The organism is Aquabacterium humicola (assembly GCF_030167915.1).
In the GTDB taxonomy this organism is placed as follows: Bacteria; Pseudomonadota; Gammaproteobacteria; order Burkholderiales; family Burkholderiaceae_C; genus Pseudaquabacterium; species Pseudaquabacterium humicola.
The window spans coordinates 93,935-119,109 of the sequence record NZ_JARGNB010000010.1 but is presented as its reverse complement, the minus strand read 5'-3'; the positions used below and the strand labels follow the sequence as shown (position 1 = coordinate 119,109).

The 25,175-nt window shown below is 70.8% G+C and carries 23 protein-coding genes; 6 read left to right on the top strand and 17 right to left on the bottom strand.

What is annotated here, in order from left to right:
• Positions 1-52: 52 nt before the first annotated feature.
• Entirely contained in the window at positions 53-2,299 is a 2,247-nt protein-coding gene (locus tag P1K89_RS29900) for a putative bifunctional diguanylate cyclase/phosphodiesterase (protein WP_284620205.1), read from the bottom strand.
• Between the two features lie 30 nt (positions 2,300-2,329).
• Positions 2,330-2,680: an Hpt domain-containing protein gene (locus P1K89_RS29895; protein ID WP_284620204.1), complete on the bottom strand. Its 351-nt coding sequence runs from the start codon at positions 2,678-2,680 to the stop codon at positions 2,330-2,332.
• 332 nt (positions 2,681-3,012) lie between these two features.
• Between P1K89_RS29895 and P1K89_RS29890 the strand changes: the two genes are divergently transcribed.
• Positions 3,013-4,632, top strand: coding sequence for a sensor histidine kinase (locus tag P1K89_RS29890; protein ID WP_284620203.1), 1,620 nt, complete (start codon positions 3,013-3,015; stop codon positions 4,630-4,632).
• Here the strand turns inward: P1K89_RS29890 and P1K89_RS29885 are convergent, their stop codons facing one another.
• The 3 genes from P1K89_RS29885 to P1K89_RS29875 all read right to left on the bottom strand — a co-directional run bounded on the left by P1K89_RS29885 (position 4,633) and on the right by P1K89_RS29875 (position 10,176).
• A complete protein-coding gene (locus tag P1K89_RS29885; RefSeq protein ID WP_439898057.1) occupies positions 4,633-5,238 on the bottom strand; it encodes a response regulator in 606 nt (201 codons plus the stop codon). It lies immediately after the preceding gene.
• Positions 5,239-5,311: 73 nt separating this feature from the next.
• Entirely contained in the window at positions 5,312-8,950 is a 3,639-nt protein-coding gene (locus tag P1K89_RS29880) for a PAS domain S-box protein (RefSeq protein ID WP_284620201.1), read from the bottom strand.
• A 155-nt stretch (positions 8,951-9,105) separates the two neighbouring features.
• Positions 9,106-10,176: a PEP-CTERM sorting domain-containing protein gene (locus P1K89_RS29875; protein ID WP_284620200.1), complete on the bottom strand. Its 1,071-nt coding sequence runs from the start codon at positions 10,174-10,176 to the stop codon at positions 9,106-9,108.
• A gap of 173 nt (positions 10,177-10,349) precedes the next feature.
• Between P1K89_RS29875 and P1K89_RS29870 the strand changes: the two genes are divergently transcribed.
• On the top strand, positions 10,350-10,799 hold the full coding sequence (locus P1K89_RS29870) for a CAP domain-containing protein (protein WP_284620199.1): 450 nt from the start codon (positions 10,350-10,352) through the stop codon (positions 10,797-10,799).
• Positions 10,800-10,872: 73 nt separating this feature from the next.
• Here P1K89_RS29870 and P1K89_RS29865 read toward each other — a convergent pair whose 3' ends face one another.
• From P1K89_RS29865 to flgB, 12 genes are all read right to left on the bottom strand, one after another.
• Positions 10,873-12,063 (bottom strand): EAL and HDOD domain-containing protein, encoded by a 1,191-nt coding sequence (locus P1K89_RS29865; protein WP_284620198.1) that lies wholly within the window; start codon positions 12,061-12,063, stop codon positions 10,873-10,875.
• A 125-nt stretch (positions 12,064-12,188) separates the two neighbouring features.
• Complete coding sequence (gene flgL / locus P1K89_RS29860) at positions 12,189-13,406, bottom strand: flagellar hook-associated protein FlgL (RefSeq protein WP_284620197.1); 1,218 nt, start codon at positions 13,404-13,406, stop codon at positions 12,189-12,191.
• A 24-nt stretch (positions 13,407-13,430) separates the two neighbouring features.
• Positions 13,431-15,350, bottom strand: a complete 1,920-nt coding sequence (gene flgK, locus P1K89_RS29855; RefSeq protein ID WP_284620196.1) for a flagellar hook-associated protein FlgK — start codon at positions 15,348-15,350, stop codon at positions 13,431-13,433.
• A 12-nt stretch (positions 15,351-15,362) separates the two neighbouring features.
• A complete protein-coding gene (gene flgJ, locus P1K89_RS29850; protein ID WP_284620195.1) occupies positions 15,363-16,232 on the bottom strand; it encodes a flagellar assembly peptidoglycan hydrolase FlgJ in 870 nt (289 codons plus the stop codon).
• Positions 16,233-16,249: 17 nt separating this feature from the next.
• The gene (locus P1K89_RS29845) at positions 16,250-17,380 is read right to left on the bottom strand and encodes a flagellar basal body P-ring protein FlgI (RefSeq protein WP_284620194.1); all 1,131 of its coding nucleotides are present in this window, start codon (positions 17,378-17,380) and stop codon (positions 16,250-16,252) included.
• 7 nt (positions 17,381-17,387) lie between these two features.
• Positions 17,388-18,068 carry a flagellar basal body L-ring protein FlgH gene (locus P1K89_RS29840; RefSeq protein WP_284620193.1) on the bottom strand — a complete coding sequence of 227 codons (681 nt, stop codon included), beginning with the start codon at positions 18,066-18,068 and terminating at the stop codon, positions 17,388-17,390.
• A 23-nt stretch (positions 18,069-18,091) separates the two neighbouring features.
• Positions 18,092-18,874: a flagellar basal-body rod protein FlgG gene (gene flgG, locus P1K89_RS29835; protein ID WP_284620192.1), complete on the bottom strand. Its 783-nt coding sequence runs from the start codon at positions 18,872-18,874 to the stop codon at positions 18,092-18,094.
• Positions 18,875-18,985: 111 nt separating this feature from the next.
• Positions 18,986-19,708, bottom strand: a complete 723-nt coding sequence (gene flgF, locus P1K89_RS29830) for a flagellar basal-body rod protein FlgF (RefSeq protein WP_284620191.1) — start codon at positions 19,706-19,708, stop codon at positions 18,986-18,988.
• A 32-nt stretch (positions 19,709-19,740) separates the two neighbouring features.
• Positions 19,741-20,982: a flagellar hook protein FlgE gene (gene flgE / locus P1K89_RS29825; RefSeq protein ID WP_284620190.1), complete on the bottom strand. Its 1,242-nt coding sequence runs from the start codon at positions 20,980-20,982 to the stop codon at positions 19,741-19,743.
• Between the two features lie 52 nt (positions 20,983-21,034).
• Positions 21,035-21,688, bottom strand: a complete 654-nt coding sequence (locus P1K89_RS29820) for a flagellar hook assembly protein FlgD (RefSeq protein WP_284620189.1) — start codon at positions 21,686-21,688, stop codon at positions 21,035-21,037.
• A gap of 14 nt (positions 21,689-21,702) precedes the next feature.
• A complete protein-coding gene (gene flgC / locus P1K89_RS29815) occupies positions 21,703-22,128 on the bottom strand; it encodes a flagellar basal body rod protein FlgC (protein ID WP_284620188.1) in 426 nt (141 codons plus the stop codon).
• Between the two features lie 12 nt (positions 22,129-22,140).
• A complete protein-coding gene (gene flgB / locus P1K89_RS29810) occupies positions 22,141-22,554 on the bottom strand; it encodes a flagellar basal body rod protein FlgB (protein WP_284620187.1) in 414 nt (137 codons plus the stop codon).
• Positions 22,555-22,680: 126 nt separating this feature from the next.
• Here flgB and flgA point away from each other — a divergent pair, with 126 nt between their 5' ends.
• The 4 genes from flgA to P1K89_RS29790 all read left to right on the top strand — a co-directional run bounded on the left by flgA (position 22,681) and on the right by P1K89_RS29790 (position 25,052).
• Positions 22,681-23,406 carry a flagellar basal body P-ring formation chaperone FlgA gene (flgA, locus tag P1K89_RS29805; RefSeq protein WP_284620186.1) on the top strand — a complete coding sequence of 242 codons (726 nt, stop codon included), beginning with the start codon at positions 22,681-22,683 and terminating at the stop codon, positions 23,404-23,406.
• Positions 23,407-23,593: 187 nt separating this feature from the next.
• Positions 23,594-23,881, top strand: a complete 288-nt coding sequence (gene flgM / locus P1K89_RS29800; RefSeq protein ID WP_284620185.1) for a flagellar biosynthesis anti-sigma factor FlgM — start codon at positions 23,594-23,596, stop codon at positions 23,879-23,881.
• Positions 23,882-23,955: 74 nt separating this feature from the next.
• Positions 23,956-24,366 (top strand): hypothetical protein, encoded by a 411-nt coding sequence (locus tag P1K89_RS29795; RefSeq protein WP_284620184.1) that lies wholly within the window; start codon positions 23,956-23,958, stop codon positions 24,364-24,366.
• 230 nt (positions 24,367-24,596) lie between these two features.
• A complete protein-coding gene (locus P1K89_RS29790; protein WP_284620183.1) occupies positions 24,597-25,052 on the top strand; it encodes a hypothetical protein in 456 nt (151 codons plus the stop codon).
• Positions 25,053-25,175: the final 123 nt, after the last annotated feature.

Sequence of the window (25,175 nt, the reverse complement as noted above, 5' to 3'; positions counted from 1 at the left end):
GTCACCTGGATACTGCGTCTGGCGGTGTCGCGCGTGAAGCGGGCCTGCAGTCTCAGGTTCTCAGCCCCGCTGAACGATGACCGTCGGGCGTGCGGTCGCCGCCCGCCTGCGCGATCCACGGCGCCTTGCGCGGCAGCACGGTCTGCTGCAGCCACTTCTCGATGTCGTCCGGCGGGATCGGCCGGCTGAACAGGAAGCCCTGCATCACGCCGCAGCCCAGGCGGTGCAGCACTTCCATCTGGCGCAGGTTCTCGACGCCCTCGGCGACGACGCGCAGGCCCAGCGAACGCGCCAGCGCGATGATCGCGGTGACCACCGCCGAGCTCTGCGGCGTGATGCCGAGCTCGCGCACGAAGCTGCGGTCGATCTTCAGCTCGGAGATCGGCAGCGTGGTCAGGTAGGCCAGCGACGAGTAGCCGGTGCCGAAATCGTCGATCGAGATTTCGACGCCGATCTCGTTCAGCCGGTGCAGCGACGGGATCACGTTCTGCAGGTCCTTCATCAGGCCCGTCTCGGTGATCTCGAGCTGGATCGAGCGGTGCGGCACGCCGTAGGTCGACACCGACTGGTGGATGTGCTCGACGAGGTCCGAACGTTCGAACAGCCGGTTCGGCAGGTTCACCGCGATCGAATCGCAGAAGCCGAAGCTCACGCTCCAGGCCTTGGCCTGCCGCGCGGCTTCGCGCAGCGCCCATTCGGACAGCGGCACGATCAGGCCGGTTTCTTCGGCCAGCGGGATGAAGTCGCCCGGCGGCACCAGCGTATTGCCGCGCTGCCAGCGCATCAGCGCCTCGGCGCCGACCATGCGGGCCGAGCGCACATCGATCTTCGGCTGGTAGTGCAGCACCAGCTCGTTGCGCTCGATCGCCTTGTGCAGCGCGCTTTCGAGCTCCAGCTTCTCGCGGCCGCGGCCGGCCAGCATCGGGCTGTACACCGCCGACGAGTTGCGCCCCGCCGACTTGGCCGAGTACATCGCGACGTCGGAGTTGCGCATCATGTCGGCCACCGACAGGCCGTCGCGCGGGTAGATCGCGATGCCGACGGACGCGGTGACGAAACACTCCTGGCCGCCGACGAAGATCGGCTCGCGCATCGCATCGAGGATGCGCTGCGAGACGCGCTCGGCATCGCTGTCGTCGGTAACCTCGGGCAGCAGCGCGACGAATTCGTCGCCGCCGAGGCGGCCGACCGCTTCGAGCGTGCGGTGCGAACGCGAGCCGACCGATTCGAGCGCGCCTTCCATCACCTGGTCGGAATGGCGCACGCAACCGCGCAGGCGGCGCGCCACTTCCACCAGCAGCTCGTCGCCGCTGGCATGGCCCAGCGTGTCGTTGATGACCTTGAAGCGGTCCAGGTCGATCAGCAGCAGCGCCGCCTGGTGGCCGAGGCGCCGCGCGTGATCGAGCGCGCGCTCGGTGCGCCAGATCAGCTGGCGCCGGTTCGGCAGGCCGGTCAGCGCATCGAAGTTCGCCAAGTGGCGGATGCGGTCCTCGGCGACGCGGCGGTCGGTCACGTCCTGCACGATGCCGGTGTAGCCGACCGAGTGGCCGTGCTCGTTGAACTCGGGCTCGGCCTCGACGTGCACGATGCGCTGGCGGCCGTCCAGCAGCGTGACCGGCACGTCGATCGCCAGCACGGAGGCGTAGGTCAGCACCTCGTGCAGCACCCGCGCCATGCCGCGGCGCTCGGGCGCCGGAACCATGCGCAACAGCCGCCGCAGGGAGACCTTCTCCTGCGGCATGAAGCCGAACACGCGAAGACCCTCGGGCGCCAGCACCAGGCCGCCGGATGAACCGCCGCTCGGGCGGCGCCAGTCGAAGCTGCCCATGCGCGCCAGGTCCTGCGCGCGCGCCAGCTTGGTCTTGCTGCGTTCGAGTTCCTGGCGCGTGCGCGAGCTGCGCAGCAGGTAGCGCAGGCGGCCGGCCAGCAGGCTCCATTGCGGCGACTTGACGAAGAAGTCGGTGGCGCCGGCCTGGTAGGCGCGGGTGATCGACGCGTCGTCGTCGAGGCCGGTCAGCATCAGCACCGGCATGTTCTCGAAGCCGGCGAAGGTGCGCAGCTCGCGGCAGGTGTCGAAGCCGTCGAGCCCCGGCATCATCGCGTCGAGCACGATGATGTCCGGCGTCCAGTCGGTCAGCAGCGCCAGCGCGCGCTCGCCGGAGCCGGCCTCGGTGATCTCGAAGCCGCGCTCGCGCAGCGCGACCGCGGTCAGCATCAGGTTGACCTCGTCATCGTCGACCAGCAACACCTTGGGGCGCTCGAGCGAGTCGTCGGTGTCGAAGGCGTGCGGCAGGGTCATGAACTCGGCGGCTTGGGAAACGGCGATCGGTCAGCTGGCCAGCATGGCCTGCACGGCCCGGTCGACGCGGCGAGCTTCGGCCTGAAGCTCGTCGACCAGCGCCGGCACGGCATCGTGCTGACCTTCGCGAACGGCCTGCTCGACCGCTGAACAGAGCCGCGACAGCTCCAGCGCGCCGATGCTGGCCGACGAGGATTTTAGGGTGTGGGCCGCGAGGCGGACCCCGGCGTGATCGCCGCTGCCGCGGGCATCGCTCATCTGGCGCATCAGCTTGCCGAGCGAACCCTGGTAGGTGGCCAGCACCCGCTGCACGAGGCGGTTGGCGCCGGTCGGGTCGAGTGTGGTCAGGCCCGCGAGGGCCTGCGCATCCAGCACGGTCACGGTGTCCGGGCCCGTATTCGGAGCAGCTTGGGTCATGAGTCTTGTGCGACGGGCGGGTTGGTCGCGCCACAACCCGCTGGCGCTGCCTGCCGCAGGGGGTCAAGGATGGTGGAGCGGGCCCGGCGCGTCAAGCCGGTAACAGCGTGCGAGTGCACTTCGTCGCTCGCGCGCAGCGCGACGCGCCGATCGCTTCGGGAATAGTTCATTGTTCAGACCGTGCCGCGCAACGGACGCCCTCCCCGTCGCGGCCCCTCATCCTCCGGTGATTCCCCGAGGTTTCGGCCGCCGGCGGCGCGACTTGAGCCTGTTGCCCGATGCCTACAATGACCGCCATGCCGCGCCCCAGCGAAGCACGCGAACCCGCCCGCAGGCCCCTGCCGGTGTTGCCGCTGGTCCTGGCGGGCGCCGCCATCGTCGCCGCGCTGCTGGCGATGCAGCCCACCGCCGGCGGGCTGTTCGCGGTGCTGGCGCTGCTGCTCACCGCCGCCGCCTGCGCGCTGGCCGGCGCCGAATGGGCGCGCCAGGTGCAGACCGCGCGGCTGCACGACGCGCGCCAGTCGCAGCAACTGCTGCTGCAGCTGAGCGACGCCTGGGTGTGGCAGACCGATGCCGAGCACCGGCTGGTGCGCCTGCAGCCTCCACAGGGCGCGCCGGCGTCGTCCTGGGCCGGCGGCTCGTTCAGCGGCGAGCCGCTGTGGGACCGATTCGACGACGGCCAGGGTGCGCTGCGTGCGCGGCTGCAGGCGCAGGCGCCGCTGCCGGAGATCCGCGTGCAGCAGGCCAACGGCGGCAGCCAGGGCAACGGCGCGCCCGGCCGCGCGTGGGTGCTGCGCGGCCAGCCCCGCTTCGACCACCGCGGCGTCTTCACCGGCTACCTGGGCTTCGCGCAGCCCACCGACAGCACCGAGCTGGCCGCCGCCGAGCGGCAGGCCTTCGAGGCGCTGCTGCGCGACGCTCCGGTGCCGCTGTGCCTGATGCGCCGGACCCCGGGCGGCGAGCCGCTGCTGCAGCGCCTGAACCCGGCCGCGCGCCGGCTGCTCGAGCTCGGCGAAGGCCCGGTCGACGGCCTGCCGCTCGGGCACGTGCTCGACGCGCTGCCGGATCGCCTGCGCCAGGCCCTGCCCGGCCTGGCCCCGGGCCAGAGCACCGAGCACGAGGGCTGGATCGCCTGGCTGGTCGAGCTCGGCACGGGCGCCGGCGGCCAGCAGCAGCTGCTCCTGGCGATCGTGCCGGGCGCGCCGCTGGCATCGCCGGCCGCCGTCGACACCACCACCGCGTCGCTGGCCGCCGAGCACGCGTCCTTCAGCTACACCGTCTCGCACGACCTGCGCGCGCCGATCCGCGTCGTCGAGGGCTTCGCGCGCATCCTCAAGGAGGATTACGGGCGCGCGCTCGACCGCATCGGCAACGACCACCTCGACCGCGTGCTGAGCGCCGCGGCGCGCATGAACAGCATGATCGACGCGTTGCTGTCGCTGTCGCAGCTGTCGACGCAGCCGCTGCAGCGCCAGCCGGTGAACCTGTCGCAGCTGGCGCAGTACGTGGTCGAGGACCTGCGCCGCACCGCGCCCGAACGCGAGGTGTCGCTGCACATCGCGCCCGACCTGGTGACGCAGGGCGACCCGACGCTGCTGCGCATGGCGCTGGAGAACCTGCTGGGCAACGCCTGGAAATACTCGGCCAAGGCGCCGCATGCCGAGATCGCATTCGAGTGCGTCGAGCAGGCCGGCCAGCCGGCCTTCGTCGTGCGCGACAACGGCGCCGGCTTCGACATGCGCTTCGCCGACCGCCTGTTCGGCGTCTTCCAGCGCCTGCATTCGAGCGGTGATTTCCAGGGCACCGGCGTCGGGCTGGCGTCGGCGCGGCGCATCATCCGGCGCCACGGCGGCGAGATCTGGGCCGAATCGGAAGTCGGCCGGGGTGCCCGCTTCTACTTCACGCTGAAGAGCTGATCACTGCCCCCGGGCGAGCAGCTCGACCGCCTCGACGAGGCGCTCGGCCTGGTCCACCACGCTGCGGCCGTCCTCGGCGGCGAGCTTCTGCAGCCGCTCGTAGGCCGCGCCGCGCTGCAGCGAATACCGATGCATCAGCACGCCGACGGCCAGCGCCACCGTGTCGGCCACCGCGTCGCCGATCGCATCATTCATCGCCTGCTGCGGCCGCGGCGCGGCCGCGGCGGCGGCGCGTGCACCGAGGTTAGCGAAGGCCGCCTCGACGGTCGGCACGATCTGGCCGATGTCCAGCGGCTTCACGAGGTAGGCCACCGCGCCGAGCTCGCGCACCTGGCGCACGGTCTCGTCGTCGGCGAAGGCCGACAGGAACATGAACGGCGTGTGCAGGTACTCGCGCAGGTAGGCGGCGACGTCGAAGCCGCTCTTGCCTTCCATGCGGATGTCCAGCAGCGCGAGGTCGGGCTTGTGCTGGCGCGCCAGCAGGATCGCGTCGTCGCCGTTGTCCGCGTCGATCACGTCGTAGCCGGCCTGCGACAGCCCGTGCGACACCGTGGCCAGCACCAGCCGGTCGTCGTCGACCACGAGAATCTTGCCCTTGTCGGCCATCATTTGCTGCTCGTTGCGCTGCAAGCGTGGCGAACATTGTCGCCGAACGGCCCCGCGCGCCGGCTACAAGCCGCTACAGCGGCTCGAGCAGCTTGACGCTCGGCGGCACCAGCACCACGCAGGCCTGCACCTCGGCACCGACCTGCAGCAGCGACAGCGTCGCCGTGCGTCGCGGCAGCAGCGCGCGCACCAGGCCCAGGCCCGACACCCCCGGCGCCACCTGCGCCAGGCTGAAACCCTGGCGCAGCTGGCCCGGGTTGACGATGGTGATCGTGACGCGCGCCTCCTCGCAGCGCAGCACGCAGCGCACCTCGCCGGGCGTGCTGTGCTTGATCGCGTTGGTCAGCAGCTCGTTGACCGTCAGCGCGATCGGGATCGATTCGGCTTCGGGCAGCGCAAAGCGGTGCGCCGATTCGCCGTCGACCTCGACGCGGATCGGCCGCCCGAAGGTGCGCTGCACCGACGCGGTGATGGCCTCGAGCAGCGGCTTGATGCGCAGCGGCCCCGACACGCCGACCTGCAGCCCGTGCACCTGCGCGATCGCCTGCACCTGGCCCACCGCCTCGCTGATCAGCGCCGCCACCTCGGGCCGGCGCACCGCCGTCTGCTGCAGCAGCCCGGCGACGCCCTGCAGGTTGTTCTTGATGCGGTGGTGGACTTCCTTGACCAGCATCTCCCGTTGGGCGACGGCCGCCTCATAACGCGCCTGTTCAGCGGCCCGCTGCTCGGTGACGTCGCTGGCCACCAGCAGCATCTGCGGTTCGCCGGCCGATTCGAGCGACACGATGCGCACGTCCCAGATGCGGCGTTCGCCGGGCGCGCCGCCATCGCCGCCGAGGATGCGCGGCTGCTCGCGGCGCAGCCCTTCCGGCTGCGCGAAGGCCTGTGCGAGGTCCTCGCGCAGCGCGCGCGCTTCGTCCGCGCCGAACCAGTCCTCCGGCACGCGCCCGAGCACCGCCTCGACCGGCTGGCCGAAGAACATCGCCGCCATGTGGTTCAGGCGCAGCACGCGGCCGCTCGGGCCGTCGAACAGGGCGATCGCCAGCGGCGCGGTCTCGATGATCCGCTGCAGCGAGGCCTGCGCCTGCGCGATGCTGATCTCGGCCTGGCGGCGGCGCTCGATGTCCAGCAGCGCAAAGGTGATCTGGCTGCCGGTCTGCTCGCGGCCGGTGACCACCGCATTGCCGACGACCCAGAACTCGCGCCCGTCGCGCCCGCGCAGCCGGCATTCGAAGGTTTCGGCCTGGCCCTCTTCGAGCGATTTCAGGTAATGCGTCGCACGCAGCGGATGGTCGAGCTCCGCGGTCGCGACGATCGAGATCGGCTCGCCGACGAAATCGGCCAGCTCGCCGCCGAACATGCGCCGGGCCGACCGGTTCATCCATTCGATGCCGCTGTCGCCGACCGTGACGATGCCCACCAGCACCGAATCCAGGATCGCGCGCGTGCGCTCGGCCTGCAGCTGCACCACCTCGCGCGCACGGCGGCGCTCGTCGATGTCGACGAAGGAGCAGATCAGGCCCGCGTCCGGATCGTTGCCGGCGATGCAGCGCTGGCTGATCTGCACCCAGACGAGCCGGCCGTCGCGCCGGCGCAGGCGGTGCTCGCCGCGCCACAGGCCGGTGGCGAGCAGCGCGCCGCGTTGCTCGTCGAGCAGGCCGAGGTAGGCGGCCTCGGACTCGAACATCCGCGCCAGCGGCAGCTGCGACAGCGCCTCGGTGCTGTAGCCGGCCAGCCGGGCCATCGCCTCGTTGGCGCGCTCGATGCGGCCGTCGCGCAGCTGCACGATGCCGACGTCGGTCAGCGTGAACATCAGCTCGCGCTCGCGCGCCAGCGCCTCCAGCTCGGCCTGCTGCGCCTTCAGCCGGGTCACGTCGGTGAGCACCGCCACCGCCTCGGGCTCGGGGTCGGTGTCCGATTGCCCCAGCGTGCGCGACACCGAGATCGCGAACCATTCGCCGAGGTGCGCGAACTCGGTCTCGAAGCGCCCTTCCTCGGCCAGCGCGCGCTCGACCAGCGCCAGCACCGCGGGCTGCGCGGCGAAGACCTCGACCATGCCGGTGCCCGCCAGGCCCTCGGCGAGCCCCATCATCGCCTCGAAGCGGCGGTTGCAGCGCACCAGCCGGCCGCCGCGCAGGTAGGCGATGCCGGCGGACGTGCCATCGAGGATCGTCGACAGCTCGCGCAGCAGCTGCTCGTTGCGGCGGTGAGCCTCTTCCTGGTCGGTGATGTCCAGCGTGACGACCGACAGCGCGGTGCGGCCGCCGGCGAGCTCGCCCGGTTCGACGCGCGTCAGCAGCCAGCGCACGCCGAGCTCGGGCAGGCGCACCGCATAACGCACCTGCGCACGACGGCCTTCCCGCAGCGCGCGCTGCAGGCGCTCGAACTCCTCGCGCGAGCCGGGTTCGACCTGGTCGCGGCCGATCGACTGCAGGCCCGCCGGCAGGCCGGTGCCGCCTGGGCGTGCCGGCGCGCCGTCGACGGCGCCGCCACTGCGCGGCTGGCCGCGCGACTTCAGCCAGCCCTGCGAGGCCTCGTAGGTGGCGACGCCGATGCCGGCCGCATCCATCAGCGCACCGATCTCCAGTTGCGCGAGGTCGCGTTCATCCTCCAGCGTGCGGTCCTCGATCACGGCCATCACCCGGACCTGGCCGGAATCGGTGCGGTAGGCGCGCAGCCGCGACCGCAGGCGCAGCCGGCGGCCGTCCGGCAAGGCCAGCCCGCCGCGCACTTCCAGCGCCGGCTGATCCGGCCGCAGCGCCGGATTCGGGCGATCGTCCTCCCAGGCCAGCAGCTGCGCGAGCTCGCTCGGCGCTTCGCGCAGCACCATCGGCACGCTGCCGACCAGGGCCGCGAAGGCCGCGTTGCTGCGCACGATCAGGCCCGCCGGGTCGTAGACCAGCATGCCGACCGGGCTCAGATCGAACCAGTGCTCGAGCTCGTGCACGGAACGGTCGACCTGCGCCCGCGCCAGGTGCTCGAGCGTGACGTCGTGCAGGATGGCCAGCATCAGCGGCGCGCCGTTGTCGGCCGACACCCAGCGCGGCGCGAAGCGGAACCAGCGCTCGCGGCCCTGCGCATCGATCATGCGGCGCTCGATGCGCATGTCGGGCTGGCGGCCCGACTGCAGCGCCGCCAGCAGCAGCTCGCGGCCCTCGCGCATCGCGGTGCGATCGGCCTCGGGCACGAACTCCATCGCATCGTGGCCCAGCAGCTGCTGCGGGGTGCGGCCGATCGCCTCGCAGTAGGCGCGGTTGGCGGCGACGATGCGGAAGTCGGTGTCCTGAACGGTCAGCGGCTGCGGCGCGTCCCACATCAGGCGCACGATCTCGCTGGTGGCGCCCGGATCGGCCCGCGGCACCGCGGCCTGCTCGTCTTCGGGCTGCGCGCGCAGGCAGCGTCCGGCGCCGGGCGCCATCGACAGGGTCAGCCGCAGGTGGCGGCCGTCGAGCAGCTGGGCATGCCAGTGCCCTTCGCCGGCCACCGCCCCCAGCGCGGCGATCAGCTCGCTGCGTCCCGGCTCGACCAGCCGCGCCAGCGCCGGCTCGGCGTCCTGGCCCGGCTCGCAGCCGAGCGTGCGCATCGCCGCGTGGTTGCAGAAGCTGACGCGGCGGCGGTTGTCGAACAGCAGCAGCGCGTCGTCCGTGCCGTCCAGCAGCGCCGTCAGCTGGGAATGCGTGGGAAGCGCCTGGGGACGGGACAGGACCGACATCAGCGCCCGCCCGGCCGCCCCAAGGGCGCTGAGCCCCCACGGATCCCGCGAGGGATCCTTCGAATCCCCGGGGGAGCGAACGCAGTGAGCAGGGGGCGGACCATCCCTTCAGTTTACGGCCCGCCCTCGCGTGTGCCGCCGCGCCCGGACGCCGTTCAGCGCGACGTCCGGCCGCGCCGCCTGAACAGCGCGGCGGCGCCGAGCGCGCCCAGCACGCAGGCCAGCGTGGACGGCTCCGGCACGTGCCGAGCCGGCGTGGGATTCGCGGCCACCATCTGGTGCAGCAGCGGCGGCGCCGCGTGGTCGATGTCGGCCAGCACCGGCACCATCGCGACCTGCTCGGCGCCGCCCGGCTGCGCGCCGTGCACCGGCAGCGCCAGCACCTCGGCGCGGCGCTTGCGCTCCATGCGCGCGCCCAGCACCGACACGTTGCCGCAGACATCCGGCACCATCACCGCGTACAGGCGGCCGCGCTTGTCGGCGGCTTCGTACAGGCTGGCCTGCTCGACGTGGCCGGGCTTGAAGTTGACGCGGGTGTTGACGCACAAGGTCTTGCCGTAGGTCATCGCGACGTTGCCCGGCTCGAACTCGCGCTGGTCGCGCTGCGCGCGGATGCCCGCGTTGCCGATGATCAGCCGGTCGTCGATCGCACCGGCCTTGACCTTGTACGCGATGCGCTGGATGACCTCGGCCGGCAGCTTGGCGGTGACCAGCGCCTCCTCCACGGTGCCGCGGTACGGGTTGCGGCCGGGCAGCCCCCAGGCGCAGCCCTGGCGCAGCGCGAGGCGCTGCACGCCGGGGACGGCCGGCGTGTCGGCCTTCAGCAGCGGGTGCGCCGCGGCGATCTCGAGCCCGTCGTGGTACTCGCCGGGCAGCAGCGGCGCGGAGGCCACCGGACCGAGCGCCGGCGCCGAAGGGGGCCCTGCGCTGACCAACGCCAGCGCGCCGGTGGCCAGCAGCAGCGGCCAGCCGCCGCGCACCAGCTGTCGCACCCGCGGCGGCACAGCCACGCCCGCCCCCGTCACCAGCGCCCGGCTCGCCGCCGCGCGGCGCGGCTGGCGGGGCAGCAGCCCCTGCCAGGTGCAGCCGTCGGCGACACAGCCATAGCGCCGCAGGGCGCCGGCGTAGGCACCGGCGCGGTCCGTCTCGCTGCGCGGCAGGCGGCGGATCTCGCCGCCACAGGCGGGGCACGGACTGCGGGGACGGCCCTGCGGGTAGAGGTACATGGAATGTTCGCTAGGGATTGACATCGGCCATCTGAAACAAATGGCAACAAACGGATTCTCCCTGTGGTTTTCGGCCGCCCGGGGCCTGCCATTGAGGTTTTCCAAGGGCTGACGGCAGCTTCGTGAACTACGCACATCCCCGGTCGCGGGGGTGGCCTGCACACTGCGCCGCCATGACGCCGATCCGCCACCTCCACCGCGCCGCCATCGCCGGCGTGCTCATGCTGGCGGGCCTGGCCAGCAGCGGCGGCGCCGACGCGCTGGCGGCAGAGCCCCCGGACGAGTTCAGCGAGCGTGTTCTCGCCGCGTTGAACGGCTACCGGGCGAGCCGGGGCGTGCCGGCGCTGGCCCCCTCGCCGGCGCTGTCGAGCCTGGCGGCCGAGCACAGTGCGGCCATGGCCGCCCGCGCGCGGCCCAGCCACGACGGCTTCGCGCAGCGCTTCGAGCGCAGCGGCGCCGACCTCTGTGTCGAGAACGTCGCGCGCGGCTTCAAGGTGCCGGAGCAGGTGATCGTGGGCTGGCGCGGCGTGCCGACGCACCACGCCAACATGCTGGAGCCGAAAGTGCGCGTCGCCGGCGTCGCCCGCAGCGGCGCCTACGTCACCTTCTTCGCCTGCGGATGAGGTCCCCTACGGCCCTTCGGGCCGGTCGGGAGCAGTCCCCTTGGGGCGGCCCGGCGGGGACTGATCGAGCCGGTCAGTCGAGCTGGCGAGCCGCCGCGAGCGCACGCAGCACCGCGCGGTTGACTTCGGCCACCGCGAGCAGGATGTTGTCCGATGCGGCGCGGATGTCGTAGACCGATGCCGATTCGACCGCCCGCACCAGCTCCAGGTACGGGTAGTGCGGGCCGTCGTCGTCGACCAGCGCGGCGCGCACGGCCTCGGGCACGGGGATCGTGCGCAGCAGCTCGGAGAACGGCTGCTTCATCATGCGGTCGAGCAGCGAGAACACGCCGCAGATGAAGAGCTCGCCGCGGCGCTCCGGGTCGCCGGTCTCGCGCACCAGCTCTTCCATCAGCAGGCCGCGGCGCACCGCGGCGTAGATCACCGGACGCATGTTCGGGTCGCGGCTGGCCGACGCCAGCAACAACGCCAGCCAGCGCTTCAGGCGCTGGTAACCCAGCAGCATGATCGCGTGGCGGAAGGACGTGATCTCGACCGACAGCCCGAACGCCGGCGAGTTGATGTAGCGCATCAGCTTGAACGCCATCGTCGGGTCGTTCTTCATCACCGCCTCGAGCCGTTCCACCGGTTCCTGGCGGTCGACGCGGTTGATCAGCTCGACGATCGCCTGCAGGTCCGGCTGGGCCGACGACTTGCCGCTGGCGACGACGGCATCCTCGATCGGCCAGCCCAGCACGGCGATCGCGCCGCGGCTGAAGGCATCGGTCATCTGGCCGAGCGTGCGCACCTCGCCCTGCACGTGCGGGATGGTGCGCGACACACCGCCCGGCGCGGGCTGGCCGTCGCGGCGCTCATCGGACAGGTCAATGATCGAATAGGCGAAGCACGGCAGCACCTCGCGCGGCAGCGGCGCCAGCGGCCGGCCCTTGATCAGCAGCGTATTGCCGCGCGCATGCAGCGCCTGCAGCGCCTCGGTGTGGGCGATGTCGCCGGCCATGAAGGCCGGCACCTCGACCATCATGTTCAGCGGCAGCTCGGTCTGCAGCAGGTCCTGCAGCAGCGACTCGCCGACGATGTTCAGCGAGACGCGCCCGCCATCGGCCGGCCAGGTGCTGCCCAGCGCGGCCAGCAGGTCGCCCGCGCGCGGCGGCGCATCGGGCTTGTTGGGAAACACCGTGAGCCGCACGGCCGTGACCGCGCGGTGGCGGTCGATCATCGGCGAGTAGCCCAGCGCCACCTGGCCGAGCACGGGAAATTCGTTCATGTACGGACTTTACCCCCCTGGTCGTGATAGCCGTCTTCCCCAGCGGCCGCCGCGGAACCGGCTCTGCCGGGCCGCCAGCGGCCGCCCCCTCGAGGGGGAAGCGCCGAAGGCGCTCCGGGGGTGGGCTACTTCAAATAGTCGAACAGTGACATGCGCTGCACCATCGCGTAGCTCTGCAGCGCAGCCTGGTAGCTGGTCTGCTTGTTCTGGAAGTCCGACACCGCCTGCACCATGTCCAGGTCCTCGGCGTCCGACTGCACGGTCTTGGCCCACAGGTCGCGGTCCTGGTTGCGCTCGTGGATCTGGTCGAGGCGGCTCAGCGCGGCGCCCGCCGTCGAGCGGCCCGCGGAGAAATGGTTCATCACCGCGTCCATGTCGCGAAGGCCGTTGTTGACGGCCTGCTTGACCGTGCCGGCCGTGGCCGCCGGATTGCGCAGCACCGCGATCGCCTTGTCCAGCGCCTCGAACGGATCGAGGTCGTTGGTCGAGTCGGCGATCGTGAAGCTGTCGCCGTTCGCCGGCACGCCGCTGACGGTGAACTTCATGCCGTCGATGGCGATCGCCGTGCCGGGCGCATAGGCGTTGCCGGCGCTGACCGTGGCGCCGTTCATCAGCAGGTCGTAGGTCGTGCCGCCGGGGCCGACCGAGAAGACGACGTCGTAGGGCTGGCCGGTCAGCAGCGACGGGTCGGTGACCGAGCCCGGGTCGATGTAGGCGCTGCCGGTATTGCCGGCGGCCGCATCGGTGACGAACTGGCCGTTGCCGGTGCGCGCGCTCATCCAGACCTTCTCGCCGTCGGCGGACGTCGGCATCTGCTCGCTGTTCGACACCTGGCCTTCGCCCCCTGGCCCGACGTAGGCGACGGTGGGCAGGCCGGTGCCGGGATCGATCGCGTCGACGAAGGGCTCCGACGGTGCGCCCTGGCCGCCGAAGATGTAGCCGCCGGCGCCGTCGGTCTGGTTGGCCAGCGCCAGCAGCTGGCCGCGCAGCGCGACCAGATCGTTGGCCAGCGCGGCGCGCTCGGCGGCGCCATAGCTGCCGTTGCCGGCCGAGACGAGCCGCTCGCGGCCCGCCTGCAACTGTTCCATGGCCCGGCCGAGCGCCGACTCGGTCAGCGCCATCGCGTTGCGGCTGACGCCGACCGAACGCTGCGACGACTCGATGCGCTGCTGCGCGATGAACGCACGCTCCGCGCGGGCCGCGGCGGTGGGGTCGTCGCTGGGCTTGTTGACGCGCTTGCCGCTGGTCATCTGCATCTGCGCGTCGCTCATCTCGGCCTGGCGGCGCTGCAGCACCGCGAGCGCCGATTCGTAGCGGCTGGTATTCGAGACGCGGGCACTCATGGGGGTCGTCCTCTTCGGGTGTTATTAGCGCGCGCCGAGCGAGATCAGCGTGTCCATCACCTGCTGGGCGGTCTGCAGCATCTTCGCGGCGGCCTGGTAGGCCTGCTGGTACTGGATCAGGCGCGCCGCCTCCTCGTCGAGGTTGACGCCGACCTCGCTGGTCAGCGCCTCCTCGGTGCGCTGGGCGACCGCGGCGCTGGTGTCGGCCGCCCGGCTCGCCCCCTGCACGCGCACGCCGACCGACGACAGCGTCTCGGCATAGGCGTCGCCGACGGTCTGGTTGTCCAGCAGCAGGCGCGACGCGAAGCCGTCGAAGGCCAGCGCGTTGCCGTTGTCCGACTGCGGCGGGTTGGTGACCGCGATGGTCACGCTGTCGCCGGTCCTGGCCACGCCCTTCAGGCGCAACTCGAAACCGTCGTGCTGGATGAGGTTGCCGCCGGCGGCCAGGTTGCCGGTCGCCAGCAGCGCACCGCCGCTGCCGTAGAGCTCCCAGTCGCCGGCATCGGTGATGAAGTTCACGCTGTAGGGCGCGTCGTAGGGGCCCGCCGGCGCCGCGGCGATCTGGAACGACGCGACGCTGACCGTGCCCTGGTTGCCCACCGGCGTCGACGCGCGCAGCGGATTCGCCGCGGCGATGTCGCGGCCGTTGGCGATCTTGACCTCGGCCCGCGAGGCGGCAGCGCCGACCGGCTTGAGCAGGTAGGTGTCGCCCGGCTGCGGCCCGGGCACGCCGAAGGTCACCGAGAAGCCGTCGATGACCTCGCCGGCGCCGGTCAGCCCGACATGCTGGTAGCCGTCGGACAGCCGCGTGGCGATGTAGGTGCCGGGCGCGCCGGGGTCTTCCTCGAGCCGGTACTCGCTCGCCTTCAGCGCCGACGGATCGACGATTGCCAGCGCCACCGAGCCGATCGGCGAACCGGCGACCGCGGCGTTCCGGCTGTGCGGCAGCGCCACCGGCGCGCCGATGCCGAACAGCTCGATGCCCTGCTCGCCGTCGAGGTCGATGCCGTAGGACTGCTGCAGGTTCATCGCGGTGGCCAGGCCGGCAGTCAGCTGGCCGAGGCGGTTGCGCGCGTCGGTGAGGTCCTCGTTCTGGAAGCGCACCAGGCCGGCGATCGCGCCGCTGCCCAGCTGCTCGTCGGGCAGCCGCGTGACGAAGCCCGAGACCGAGATGCCGACGCTGGCGCGCGCGCGGTCGAACTCGTTCTGCATCGCGACCAGCGCGTTCGCGCGGCCGCCGAGCACCAGGTTCTGGCCGCCGCCGACGAACAGGCTGATGCTGCCGTCCGGGGCGTTGATGGTCTGGACGTCGATCTTCTCGGCGATCTGGCCGATGAGCCGGTCGCGCGCGTCCATCAGGTCGTTGGGCGTGTGGTTGGTGGCCAGCGCGCCGACGATCTTCGCGTTCAGCTCGGCCACTTGGCGCGCCATGCCGTTGACCGCATCGACCGAGTTGCGCACGTCGTTGACGACGTTGGCCTGCAGCATCTCGATCTGGTCGCTCGACGAGCGCGCGAGCGCGGCGAAATCCTCCGCGCGCGCCAGCACCGACTGGCGCGCCGACAGGTCGCCGGGCGCCGCCGCCAGGTCGGCGAAGGCATTGAACATGCGCGTGGCGGCCGAGCCGAGGCCCGCGTCGCCGAGGCCGAAGACCCGCTCGAGCTGCTGCAGCATGCCCGAGCGCGCCGCGTCGGCCGCGGCGATCGACCGCGTGTCGATCGACTGCGCGGTCAGGAACATGTTGGTCGCCCGCGTCACCGTCTGCACCGTGACGCCGCGCCCGAAGAAACCGGCGCCGGTGTACTGGCCCTCGGTGGTGCCCAGGATCACCTGCTGGCGCGAATAACCCGGCGTGCTCGCGTTGGCGATGTTCTGGCCGGTGGTCTGCAGTTGGGCGTACGCGGCGAACATCGCCCGCGTGCCGAGTTGCATCAAGCCTGACATCGCGGCGTCTCCTTAGGCCTGCTCGCGCTGCAGGCGCAGCGTCGTGTCGATCACGCGGGTCAGCTTCTGCGCGTACGCCGGATCGGTCGCGTAGCCGGCCTTCTGCAGCCCCTGCGCAAACCCCTTGGCGTCGGCGCCGGCGGCCACCACGTTCTGGTAGCGCGGGCTGTCCTTCATCAGCTTCGCGTAGTCGGCGAAGGACTCGGCGTGGCTGGCGTAGGCACGGAACTTCTGCACCACCTTCTGCGGCCGGCCGCCGATGTACTCGGTGGTGGTCACGTCGACCGTCGGGCCGGTCCAGTTCGCACCGGCCTTGATGCCGAACAGGTTGTGCGAGTTGGTGCCGTCGCGGCCGATGATCTCCTTCTTGCCCCAGCCGGTCTCGTGGGCCGACTGCGCGATCATGAACGCGGCGGGAATGCCGGTGGCCTTCTCGGCGGCTTCGGCGGCGCGGGTGTGCTGCTGCACGAAGCCGGCGGCGCTCTTCTCCGGGATCTTCGGCGTCGCGTCGGGTCGCGAGGGCACCAGCGGCAGGCTGTTGTTGGCGCGCTGCGTGCTCGGGATCGGGCCCGGCGTCAGGCCCATCTGGCGTTCGAGCTGCTTGGCGATCACGTCGGCCAGGCCGCCGGGCTGGCCGGACATCTTCGTGGCCAGCTGGCTGTCCAGCATCTGCGTGCCGAGCTTGGTGGCCTCGTTGTCCATCAGGCCGCTGTCGACGGTGGCCGCGCGCATGCTCTTGAGCAGCTCGTTCATGAACAGCGACTCGAACTGCTTGGCCGCCTCGCGCACGGCCGTCTTCGGGTCCTGCGCGGCGTTGCGGCGCAGGCCTTCCAGGCCGCGGGAATCGCTGGCCAGGGACGTGGTGCTGGGAATGGCGGCCATGACGCTTACCTTGACTGCTAGATGACTTCGAGCTCGGCCTTGAGCGCGCCGGCCGATTTCATCGCCTGCAGGATCGCGAGCAGGTCCTGCGGCGTCGCGCCGAGCGAGTTGAGCGCCTTGACGACGTCGGCCAGCTTCGCGCCCGCGGGCAGCTGCACCAGCGAGCCGCCCTGCTGCGTGATCGCGATGTCGGCCTTCTCGGTGACGACGGTCTGCCCTTGAGACAGCGGGCCCGGCTGGCTGATCACCGGCGTCGAGCTGATGGCCACCGACAGCGAGCCGTGCGCCACCGCGCATTCGCTCAGCGTGACCGCTTCGTTCATCACCACCGAGCCGGTGCGCGCATTGAGCACCACCTTGGCCGCGGGCTTGGCGAGCGTGACGTTCAGGTTCTCGATGTCGGCGATGAAGCCGACCATCTCGCCGGGCTCGGCCGGCAGCCGCACCTTGACGACGCGGCCGTCGAGCGCCTGCGCGGTGCCCGGGCCCTTGATCTCGTTGATCGACGCGGCCACGGCGCGGGCGGTGGTGAAGTCGTTGGCATTGAGGTCGAGCTGCATCACGCCACCCTGCCCCAGCGGCGTCGGCACCGCGCGCTCGACCGTCGCGCCCTCGGGAATGCGCCCGGCGGCCAGGTGGTTGATCTGCACCTTCGAGCCGCCGGCCGACGCACCGGCGCCGCCGACGATCAGGTTGCCCTGCGCCATCGCGTAGATCTGCCCGTCGGCGCCCTTCAGCGGCGTCGCGATCAGCGTGCCGCCACGCAGGCTCTTGGCATTGCCGACCGACGAGACATTGATGTCCAGCCGCTGCCCGGGCTGCGCGAAGGCCGGCAGCTCGGTGGTGATCATCACCGCGGCGACGTTGCGCGGCTGCATCGTGACGCCCGGCGGCAAGGTGACGCCCATCTGCTGCAGCATCGCGGCCAGGCTCTGCGGCGTGTACGGCGCCTGCGTCGACTGGTCGCCGGTGCCGTCGAGGCCGACGACGAGGCCGTAGCCCGTCAGCTGGTTGGCGCGCACGCCCTGCACGCTGGCGAGCTCCTTGATGCGCGCCGCCTGCGCCGGCCACCACACGGCGGCGCTGGCCAGGAACACGCTGACGGCGATGGCCGCCTTGACGATGCGTTCGGCGCGGTGGCTGTTCATCGCGGGCTCAGATCGGCAGGAGGGTGAGGAAGAAGCGCGCCAGCCAGGCCATCGACTGCGCTTCGGCCTGCTGGCCGCGGCCGCGCTGCTCGATGCGCACGTTGGCGATCTGCGTCGACTGCACCAGGTTGCCGGTGGTGATCGAGCGCGGGTCGACCGTGCCGGAGAAGCGCAGCACGTCGACATTGGCGTTGACGCCGATCTGCTTTTCGCCGGCAATCACCAGGTGGCCGTTCGGCAGCACGTTGACGACGGTGGCGGTGATGACGCCCGAGAAGTCGTTCGAGCTCTCGGTGACGCCCTTGCCGGCGAAGGTATTGCTGCTCTTGGTGCCCAGTGCCGCGCGGCCGCCGATGAAGGAGTTGGCCTTGACGCCGGGGAAGGCGCTGACCGACGCATCCATCTCGCCGCCCTTGTCGACCGAGCTGGTGGCCTTCTGCGTCGCCGAGATCTTCTCGGCGATCTGCACCGTCAGCGTGTCGCCGACGAGGCGGGCGCGGTGGTCCTCGACCAGCGGCCGGTAGCTCGCGGCCTGGAAGATCGAGCCGGTGACCGGCGCCTGCAGCGGGCGCGGCGCGGGCTGTGCGGTGGTCGGCTGCAGCACGTCGACGTCGGGCACGCGCTGCAGCGCGGTGCAGCCGCCGAACAGCGTGGCGAGGGTCAGCATCGAGAAGGCGCGGAAGCTCATGCGGATCACCGGTTCAAGGCGGTTCAGAGCTGCGCGAGGCGCTGCAGCATCTGGTCGGAGGTCTGGATGGCCTTCGAGTTGATCTCGTAGGCGCGCTGCGTCTGGATCATCGACACCAGCTCCTCGACGACGTTGACGTTGCTGGTCTCGACATGGTTCTGGGCCAGCGAGCCCAGCGCGCCCGACAGCGGCGCACCGGCCTGCGGGTTGCCGGAGGACGCGGTCTCGACGAACAGGTTCTCGCCGCGCGGCTCGAGGCCGGCCGGGTTGACGAAGGACGCCAGCTGGATCTGGCCCAGCGATTGCGGCGCGGTCTGGCCGGGCAGCGAGGCCTGCACGGTGCCGTCGGTGGTGATGGTGATGGCCTGCGCGGTCGCCGGCACGGTGATGCCGGGCTGCAGCACGTAGCCGTTGTTGGTGACGATCTGGCCCTGCGAATTGAGCTGGAACGAGCCGTCGCGGGTGTACGCGGTCGAGCCGTCGGGCATCTGGATCTGGAAGAAGCCGTGGCCCTTGATCGCCACGTCCAGCGAGTTGCCGGTGGCCTGCAGGTTGCCCTGCGTGAAGTTGCGGGCCATCGCCACCGCGCGCACGCCCAGGCCCATCTGCAGGCCGGCGGGCATCTGCGTCTGGTCGGCGCTGTTGGCGCCGGCCGGCCGCAGGTTCTGGTACATCAGGTCCTCGAACACGGCATGGCTGCGCTTGTAGCCATTGGTGCCGGTGTTGGCGAGGTTGTGCGAGATGGCGTCCAGCTGGGTCTGCTGGGCTTCCATCCCGGTCTTGGCGATGTACAGCGAACGCATCATGGCGACGCTCCTGCGGTCATTGGATGTCGCCATCTTCCGCGGAACTTGAGGGTCGCCATCCAGCGAAAAGCGCCGCGGATGCGGCGCTTTCTTCGGGCGGGGGAACCGGAATCAGGTGCTGCTGAGCAGCTTGCTCGCGGCCTGTTCCTTGTCCTGGGCCGACTGCAGCATCTTCATCTGCTGCTCGAACTGCCGCGCGGCGGCGATCATCGCCACCATGCTCTCGACGGCCGAGACGTTGCTGCCTTCGAGCGCCCCATCCTGCAGCCGCGCCGTCTGGTCGGCCGGCAGCTCTTCGGCGGCGCGGAACAGGCCGTCGGTGCCACGCGTCAGCGGCGCCTCGGGTGTCACCAGCTTCAGCCGGCCGACCACCTGCGGCCGCTGGTTGCCGGTCTTCGCCGAGATCGTGCCGTCGGCGCCGATCTTCAGCTCGCTGTTGGCGGGAATGGTGATCGGGCCGCCGTCGCCGAGCACGGTCAGGCCGCTGCTCGTGGTCAGCTGGCCTTCGGTGTTGACGTCGAGGTTGCCGGCGCGGGTGTAGGCCTCGGTGCCGTCCAGCGCCTGCACCGCGAGCCAGGCGTTGCCCTTCATCGCGACGTCGAGCGCACGGCCCGTGCTCTGCACCGGGCCCGGCGCGGCGTTGTAGCCGGGCGTCGACTCGAGCGCGAAGACGCGCGTGCTGGCGCCCTCGCCGACCACCGGCACGGCGCGGAAGGCCTGCAGCTCGGCTCGGAAGCCGGTCGTCGACGCGTTGGCCAGGTTGTGGGCGACGATGTCCTGGCGCTGCATCGTCGCTTTCGCGCCCGACATCGCCAGGTAGATCATGCGGTCCATCGTCGCTCTCCTGGTTCAGCGCTCGCTCAGGATCAGCGCAGGTTGACCAGCGTCTGCAGCACCTGGTCCTCGGTCTTGATCGACTGCGCGTTGGCCTGGTACGAACGCTGCGCGGTGATCATGCTGACCAGCTCGGCGGTCAGGTCGACGTTGGATTCTTCCAGCGCACCCGACTGCAGCAGGCCGGCATTGCCTTCGCCCGGCTTGGTGCGCAGCGGGTTGCCCGAGGCGTAGGTCTCGGCCCAGCCGTTGCCGCCCAGCGGTTGCAGGCCCTGCGGGTTGCGGAAGTTCGCCAGCAGCAGCTGGCCGGCTTCCTGCGACTCGCCGTTCGAGTAGGTGGCCTTGATGATGCCGTTCTTGTCGATGTTGACGCCGATCAGCGTGCCGTAGGCATAACCGTCCGGATTCAGGTTCGTAACGCCGAACGGCGAGCCGTACTGCGTCGCGCCGGTGAGGTCGAGGTCGATGTTGGCGATCGGCTCGGTGGAGTTGCCGTTGCCCAGCGGGATCGCGGGAATGGCGAAGCTGTTGAGCAACGCGCTGACGCCGGTGTCGATGCCGCTGCCGTCGCTGAGCATCGTCAGGTCGTCGACGATCGGCGCGCCGGCGTTGAAGTCGGTGCCGTTGGCCGTGGCGTAGACGTCCCAGACGTTCGGCGCCACGTTCACGTAGTACAGCGCCAGCGAGATCTCGCGGCCGTTCGAGTCGTAGACCGTCGTCGACGTGGCGTTGTTGTACGAGGTGGAATCGGTGAAGTCGAACGGCGTCGTCGCCGGCGGGCCGACGCGCGAATCGAGGTTCATCTCCATCTCGATGCTGGTCGTCTGCTGCGGCTGGATGCCGCCGGTGGGCAGGCGCACCGGCACCGGATCGGTACCGTTGGTATTGCCCTGCGCCAGGCCCAGCAGCTTCTGGCCCGCCGAGTTGACGATGAAGCCGGCCTCGTTGAGCTGCAGCTGGCCGTTGCGCGAGTAGACGCGGCTGCCGTTGCCGGCGTCGAGCATGAAGAAGCCGTTGCCGTTGATCGCGAGGTCCAGGCCGCTCTCGGTCGTGGTGATGTTGCCCTGCGTGAAGCGCTGGGTCACCGACGCCAGGTTCACGCCGATGCCGATCGGCGAGCCGCCGGCGCCGTTGATGGCGTTCGCGTACATGTCGGCGAACTCCGCCCGCGAGGCCTTCGCACCGTAGGTGTTCGCATTGGCGATGTTGTTGCCGATGATGCTCAGGTTCTTGCTGGTCGCGTTGAGGCCGGACAGGCCTTGCTGGAATGCCATGGAGGGCTCCTTCGGGGGTTCGGTGGGGACTGGCGGGATCGGGGCGGCGGCGTCAGGAAATTCCCTTGACGTCGCGGAACGGCATCACGCCGGCCCCCTGGAGTTCGACATTGAGCTGGCCGCCGTCGTTGTAGACGGCACGCACGGTATCGACGACGAGCGGCGTGGCGGTCACGGGGACGCCTGCGGCCTTCGCGTTGACGGTGAAGGTCAGGCCGCTGGCATTGGCCGGCGCCTTCCAGTTGAAGTTCAGCCGGCCGGCGTCCTGCGGGCCGAGCGAGATGGTGTCCAGCACCAGGCCGTTGGCGTTCTTGACCTGCACCGTCACCGCATCGGCGCCCTCGGCCAGCTCGAAGGCGCCGCGCGCGTTGCCCGAGGCATCGACGGCCAGCTTGTTGCCCGGCACCAGCACGTTCTTGCCGATCAGCGAGGCCGCCTGCAACTGCTGCGTCTGCATCAGCATCGCGCTCATCGAGACGATCGACTTGTTCAGCTCGTCGATGCCGCTGACGGTGGAGATCTGCGCCATCTGCGTGGTGATCTGCGCGTTGTCCATCGGATTCAGCGGATCCTGGTTCTGCATCTGCGTGACCAGCAGCTTCAGGAAACGGTCGCTCTGCTCGCTGGCCGACTGCGTCTTGCCGGTCGGGCTGGTGGCGGCGCCGAGCGCCGCGCTGGTGCTGTTGCTGGTGTCGACAGTGCTCATCGCTCAGGCCCGGTTCACGACTGGCCGAGCTGAAGCGTCTTCAGCAGCAGGCTCTTCGCGGTGTTCATCACTTCGATGTTGTTCTGGTACGAGCGCGAGGCCGAGATCATGTTGACCATCTCCTCGACTGGATTGACGTTGCTGTAGGTCACGTAGCCGTTGGCGTCGGCGCCTGGGTGCTTGGGATCGTGCACGCGGCGGCCGGGCGTCGCGTCCTCGATCACGTTGGCCACCCGCACGCCGGCCCCCTGCTGGCCCCCGAGCCCGTCCACCGCGCCCATCAGCGCGGTCTGGAACACGACCTGGCGCGCCTTGTAGGCCTGGCCGTCCGGGCCGGCGACGGTGTCGGCGTTGGCCAGGTTCGAGGCGACGGTGTTCAGGCGCTGCGACTGCGCGCTGACCGCGCTGCCGGAGACGTCGAAGATCTGGAACATGCTCATCGATCAGCTCCTTCAGCCACCGTTGTGGTTCTTCATCGCTTCGGTCAGCGTGCGCATGTGACCGTTGATGAAGCGCAGCGTCGCCTCGTACTTCACGGCGTTCTCGGCGAAGGCCGCGCGCTCGCGGTCGAGGTCGACGGTGTTGCGGTCCAGGCTGTCCTGCGGACCGGTGGCATAGAGCAGTTCGTTCTCGCTGCGCGCGCCGGCGGCGACGTCCATGTGGCCGGCGCTCGTCACGGCCATCTGGCCGGGCACCGATTGAGCGCCGCCCGTCGCTTCGCGCAGCGCCTTGGCGAAATCCATGTCGCGGGCGATGTAGCCCGGCGTGTCGGCGTTGGCGATGTTGCCGGCGATCAGGCGCTGACGCTCCGCCCGCAGCGTCAGCGCCTGGGCGTGGAAATCGAGCGTGGAGGTCAGGCGTTGCATGGCAAGGGGTCTTCCGATGCCACGGCATTGTGGGCAAGGCCCTGGTGAACATGAGCCCGATCAGCGGGCCCTTTCCCGTCCAATTCCAGCCACTGCGCGGCCCCCGGGTCGGCGAGCATCCGGCCGATGAAGAAGATCGCCCTCGCCCTGTCCGTCGCGTGCGTGCTCGCGGGCGCCGCCCCGCTGGCGCGGGCGGCGGCCAATGCTGGCGCACAGCTGGATCCGGCCTTCGCGCAGCAGCTGCAGCGCCTGGCCAGCGACTCCGCCAACGCCTCGCTCGCGGCCGGCACGCCGCCGGTGCGGGTGGAAGTGGAGCTCGGCCAGCTCGATCCGCGCCTGCAGCTCGCGCCGTGCGAACAGATCCAGCCCCACCTGCCCGCCGGCACCCGCCCGCTGGGCCGCACTCGCATCGGCCTGCGCTGCCTGCAGGGGGCGGTGAAATGGAACGTCTACCTGCCGATCACCGTGAAGCTGTTCGGCCAGGCGCTGGTCGCCACCGGCCCGCTGCCGGCCGGCGCGGCGATCGAGGCCCACCACTTCACGCTGGCCGAGGTCGACCTGGCCGAAAGTGCGTCGCCCGCCTACACGGCCACCGTGCCGCTCGGCCGCACGCTGGCGCGGCCGATGGCCGCCGGCGAGACGCTGCGACGCGGCGACCTGAAGGCGCGCCAGTATTTCCAGGCCGGCGACACCGTGCGCATCGTCGCGGTGGGCAGCGGCTACGCCGTCACGGCGGAAGCGCAGGCGCTGAACAACGGCATCGAGGGCCAGCCGGTGCGCGTGCGCACCGAATCCGGCCGCATCCTGACCGGGATTCCGACCGCCGACCGGCGTGTCGAGATGTCACTTTGAAGAAAATGATAGGACGTACGACAATCGCAGCGCAGGTCGCCCGGACAGTCGCACCGATCCCCATCCCCCGCGACTGGGGGATCGAACGAAAAGAATGTGCGAAAGCCCTAAAGTTCGGGCAATCGCGGGCCGATACCCCGAGCATGTCTCGGGGCCCAGTCAGGTGACCGCCCCGCAGGAGTCCACCATGAAAATCGGTTCCCTCGAAAACAAGGCGGCCCTCTCGCCGACCCTCACCGAACGCAAGAGCAACGGCGCGGCCGGCACGGCCTCGCCCGAGCCGAGCGCGAAGGTCGAGCTTTCGGCCGGCGCGCTGGTCGGCGCCGGCGGCAACGAAGCGGTCTTCGACGCCGAGAAGGTGCGCCGCATCGCCGAGGCGATCCGCGACGGCAAGTTCGAGGTCAATGCCGAGGCCATCGCCGACAAGCTGATCGCCAACGCGCACGAGTTGCTGACCCCGCGCACCGGCGGCTGATCCGGGAACTGGATGCCGGCGTCGTCGCCGCGTCAGCACCCTCGCCCCTGCAACACAACAGGTCCCCAAGCCGCATGATCACCACGACCGCCGAGCAGAACGCCCTCCAGCAGACCAGCGATCTGGAAGCTGCGGTCGCCCAGGTCGAGCTCGGACTGACGACGCTGGCCGATGCGCTGCGCGAGCGCGATGCACCGGCGGTCGAGTTGCGCGCCAATGAACTGCACCGCGCGCTGGCAGCGGCCGTGCAGCGCTTCACCCATGCCGCCCGCCACGGCGGCGTGCCCGAGCCGATGCGCCGCCGCCTGGTGCGCGTCAGCGGCCAGGTCGCTTCGCAGCGCGAGGCCCTCGCGCGCGCCACCGCGGCGCTCGATCGCGCGATCGACGTGCTGCTGCCCGAACATCCGCACCAGGCCGCCCCCGGCCTCTACGGCGCCCGCGGCTTCGCCGACGGCCTGCGCGGCGGCACCTCGATCGTCGCCTGACACCCCCCTTTCGATTTCCGACGACGCTGCCGGGCCGATGCCCGGCAGCGTCGTTTCCGGACCTCGTTTCGCGCCTCCGACCCCAGGTCGAGCGAGGCTCCGGCAGCATGTCGACACAAGGGTTGCGGACGTAGTCCGCGACTGACATGCGGCGCCGGCATCGACTGGCAGATGCGGGTGGGTGTTCGGTCGAACACTGTTCGCCCCAACACACCCATTCACGAGACACCATGAAGCTCACCAAGCTCTCGCTCCTGCTGGCCGCACTGGTCGCGATGTCGTCCACCTATGCGCAGACCTCGACGGCGACAACGCCTGCGCCGGCGACCGCCGCACCCGCGGCCAAGCTGACGAAGGACCAGGTCAAGGCCGAGAAGGACCGCATCGAGGAAGCCTACAAGGCCGACAAGAAGGCTTGCGACGGCATGAAGTCCAACGCCAAGGACGTCTGCCAGGCCGAGGCCAAGGCCAAGGAGAAGGTCGCGAAGGCGGACCTGAAGTACCGCGAGACCGGCGATGCGAAGGACGCCGCGAAGCTCGCCGAGGTCAAGGCCGAGACCGAGTACGACGTCGCCAAGGAAAAGTGCGAGGACCTGAAGGGCTCCGCGCAGAGCGACTGCAAGAAGCAGGCGAAGGACGTGGAGCGCGCCGCGGTCGACGCCGCGAAGAAGTCCGCCAGGAGCTGATCGAACGCCACGGCGCCGCGGGCCCGCACTGTCGTGCGGCCGCTGCGCCGGCCCTCGAAAGAGGATTTCAGCGCCCCTTCTGAGATTCCCCGGGTTGTGCCGCCGCGTCGTCGGCGGCACACT